Annotated in this window: 3 protein-coding genes and 1 pseudogene; all 4 read left to right on the top strand. The window is 61.2% G+C overall.

Annotated features, from left to right (window positions below):
- Nucleotides 1–90: 90 nt before the first annotated feature.
- Nucleotides 91–402 (top strand): annotated as a pseudogene (locus ACQKP2_RS32065) (acetyl-CoA carboxylase biotin carboxylase subunit); the annotation flags it as partial.
- 320 nt (nt 403–722) lie between these two features.
- Complete coding sequence (prmA, locus tag ACQKP2_RS32060) at nt 723–1,601, top strand: 50S ribosomal protein L11 methyltransferase (protein ID WP_427582276.1); 879 nt, start codon at nt 723–725, stop codon at nt 1,599–1,601.
- A 30-nt stretch (nt 1,602–1,631) separates the two neighbouring features.
- Complete coding sequence (locus ACQKP2_RS32055) at nt 1,632–2,894, top strand: DUF3426 domain-containing protein (protein WP_427582275.1); 1,263 nt, start codon at nt 1,632–1,634, stop codon at nt 2,892–2,894.
- A gap of 185 nt (nt 2,895–3,079) precedes the next feature.
- Nucleotides 3,080–3,879 (top strand): tRNA dihydrouridine synthase DusB (dusB, locus tag ACQKP2_RS32050; RefSeq protein WP_427582274.1); only part of this gene is annotated, 800 nt, incomplete at its 3' end.

Raw genomic sequence — 3,879 nt, 5'->3', positions numbered from 1 at the left:
CCCGTGGAGTAGTTATCGGCCACGCGACCACCGACGATCACCACATTCCCGGCCACCAACGGCGTCGAGGTCTGCTGGTAGTAACCGGGCTTCACACCGAGCCCAGGCACGGTCAAGCATTTCCACGCACCAGGCGGCAACGGCGTTCGCGTCGATTCGCACCTGTACAGCGGATATGCCGTTCCGCCGAACTACGACTCGCTGATCGGCAAGCTGATCACTTACGGCGCAAGCCGTGACGAAGCCATGGCGCGCATGCGTAATGCGCTGGACGAAATCGTGGTCGACGGGATCAAGACCAACATCCCGCTGCACCGCGACCTGACCCGCGACGAAGGCTTCTGCAAAGGGGGCGTGAACATTCACTACCTCGAGCACAAGCTCGCTGGCGAAAAGCACTAAGCTTCAGCTGGCAAAGACAAAGCCGCCTTCGGGCGGCTTTGTTGTTTCAGAACATTTCACCTAATCTGACGCCAGACCATTTCTGTGGGAGCGAGCCTGCTCCGGGCGGCGATCCGACGATAGCGGTGTACCAACCGATGCAAATGTTGCATCTGGATCCCAATCGCGAGCAGGCTCGCTCCCACAGGGCACTGCGTCATCCAGTAACCGCGCCTTGCGCGCAGACCAAACCACTCCCACAAATGCTCCGCGCTCGCGTAAACTTGCGCGCTTCTCGCAGCCCGCTAGGCTGCAATCAATATTTTTCAAAGGTGCCCGCCATGCCTTGGCTGCAAGTCCGTCTCGCCATCAGCCCAGAACAAGCCGAAACCTATGAAGACGCTTTCCTTGAAGTGGGCGCCGTCTCGGTGACCTTCATGGACGCCGAAGACCAACCGATCTTCGAGCCGGAACTCAATACCACGCCCCTGTGGTCACACACGCACCTGCTGGCCCTGTTCGAAGGCGGCACCGAGGCCGCCCCGGTACTGGCTCATCTGGAATTGCTGACCGGCAGCCCGCTGCCCGAGCATCACAGTGAAGTCATCGAAGATCAGGACTGGGAGCGCAGCTGGATGGACAATTTCCAGCCAATGCGTTTCGGTCAGCGCCTGTGGATCGTGCCGAGCTGGCACGCTGCCCCGGAACCTGGCGCAGTGAACCTGCTGCTCGACCCCGGCCTGGCATTCGGCACCGGCACTCACCCCACTACCGCACTGTGCCTGGAATGGCTCGACGGCCAGGACCTGGCAGATTGCAACGTACTGGACTTCGGCTGCGGCTCGGGCATCCTGGCCATTGCCGCCCTGCTGCTGGGTGCGAAGCACGCTGTCGGCACCGATATCGACATCCAGGCGCTGGAAGCCTCCCGCGACAACGCCGGGCGTAACAATATTGCCGAGCAAAGCTTCCCGCTGTATCTGCCAGAAGACCTGCCGCAGGTTCAGGCCGATGTGCTGGTGGCCAATATCCTCGCCGGCCCATTGGTATCCCTCGCGCCACAACTGTCCAGCCTGGTCAAACCCGGTGGTCGCCTGGCGCTGTCGGGCATTCTTGCAGAGCAAGGCGAAGAGGTCGCGGCCGCCTACGCCCGGGACTTCGATCTGGACCCGATCGCCAATCGCGAAGGCTGGGTGCGCATTACCGGCCGTCGGCGCTAGAATGATCGCCTGCATAGACCGGATCGCCGCATGACCGACAGCTTCGTCACCCAGTGCCCGCATTGCCAAACCAGCTTCCGCGTCAGCCACGCCCAGTTGAGCGTGGCCCGCGGTGTCGTGCGTTGCGGCTCCTGCCTGCAGGTATTCAACGCCGCCAAGCAATTGCTTGAGCAGGCAGGCAAGGAACCTGTCGCACCGGTCGCTCCAGCCGCTGCCGAAGCGGCCGCCCCCGCAGAGCCCAGGGCCATCAGCCTCAAGCAATGGAGCGCCGCCGAACTCGACCTGGACAGTCTCGACCTCGACCAGGAGCTGGCCCGACTCGAACAGCGGGAAATCCAGCCGACCACCGAGTTCGGTCGACACCGCGAAGACACTCTGAGCGCACGCCGCGATAGCGGCGAAAACGACGAAGAACCCTGGACTGCCGACAGCCTGTTCAGCGAAACGCCAGACGAGCGCACGCAAACGACCGAGAACCTCGACTCCCTGAGTGCGCTGGACACCCTTGAAGCACAAGAGCCTGAAAACGAGTCGGGCAAACACTCGCGCACCGAACCCTCGTTGTCGCTTGAGCCGGTGGAACTGGACGATGAAACACCCCCTCCACAGCTTCGCCTGAACGATCCGCTGGATACGCCGCTTCATCACGAACGCCTGTCGGCAAGCGCAAGCGATGAAATCGATGCAGACCTGCCCTCCATCGAGCCATTGCGCAAACGCCCCGAGCGCAGCGAGCCCAGCGTTCGCGCCGAGGTCCTGCAAGACCTGACGGATGACCCCCTGCAACTGGATTGGCAAAGACGCCGCTCGCCCTGGGGGCGCCGGTTCTTCTGGCTGTTGTTGATCGTGCTTGCCGCCGGCGCGCTTGCCGGCCAATACATTGCCTACCATTTCGACGAACTGGCGCGTCAGGACCAGTATCGTCCCTGGTTCCAGCAACTGTGCCCGCAACTCGGTTGCACTGTGCCTTCGAAAGTCGACATCGCAAAAATCAAAAGCAGCAACCTGGTGGTACGCAGCCATCCGGAATTCAGCGGTGCATTGGTGGTCGATGCGATCATCTATAATCGCGCGCCCTTCTCCCAGCCCTTCCCGCTGCTTGAACTGCGCTTTGCCGACCTCAATGGCCATCTGATCGCCAGCCGCCGCTTCAAGCCGGGCGAATACCTCAATGGCGATCTCGAAGGCATGGTGGAAATGCCTCCGCAAACGCCGATCCACATCGCACTGGACATTCTCGATCCAGGTGCCAAGGCCGTGAACTATAGCCTCAGCTTCCACTCCCCGGAGTGAAAGGGCTCGCCGATCATCCGCTGGCTTCAGCTTTCTGACTTCGTCTGCCGCAACCAAACCACTGGCGATATAAGAATAACTGTTCAGATTTTGTTCAATTCAGCCTTTATCCAGTCATCGAGAGCGGGTATCATGCCAACCCTTTTTCGAACTCTCATGATCCGGCCCCACAACAGGGAAGTCCTATGTCGGCGGTACGCATCGGTCCATACACATTACACAACGGCTTGATTCTCGCCCCGATGGCGGGCGTCACCGACCAACCCTTTCGTCAGTTGTGCAAACGATTGGGTGCAGGGCTAGTAGTCTCTGAAATGGTCACCAGCGACATGAGTTTGTGGAACACCCGCAAATCACGGATGCGCATGATTCACGAAGGTGATCCCGAGCCACGCTCGGTCCAGATCGCCGGTGGCGATGCGCAGATGCTGGCGGATGCGGCCCGGGCCAACGTTGAGCTGGGCGCGCAGATTATTGATATCAACATGGGCTGTCCGGCAAAGAAAGTCTGCAACAAGGCTGCCGGCTCCGCATTGTTGAAGGATGAAGCATTGGTAACCGAGATCCTGCAGGCCGTCGTGGCCGCGGTTGATGTGCCGGTTACCCTGAAGATTCGTACCGGTTGGGACCGGGACAACAAGAACGGCCTGACAGTGGCGAAAATCGCCGAGCAGGCAGGCATCACGGCACTGGCGGTCCATGGCCGCACCCGTGCCGACCTGTACACCGGTGAAGCCGAGTACGACACCATCGCTGCGATCAAGCAGGCGGTGTCGATGCCCGTCTTCGCCAATGGCGATATCGATTCGCCGGAAAAGGCCCGATACGTGCTGGACGCGACCGGTGCCGACGGCCTGTTGGTAGGCCGGGCTGCCCAGGGGCGGCCGTGGCAGCAACTGGTCCTGCATCTCGGCACGGATCAGCGGGTCGAGGGCACTGAACGCTTCGTCCATCAGGATGATGTCGGTGTCCGCCGCCAAGGCGC

The organism is Pseudomonas sp. NPDC089569 (assembly GCF_050280625.1).
Taxonomy (GTDB): domain Bacteria; phylum Pseudomonadota; class Gammaproteobacteria; order Pseudomonadales; family Pseudomonadaceae; genus Aquipseudomonas.
The sequence above is the reverse complement of the archived record's forward strand: the minus strand, read 5'-3'. Positions and strand labels throughout refer to the sequence as shown.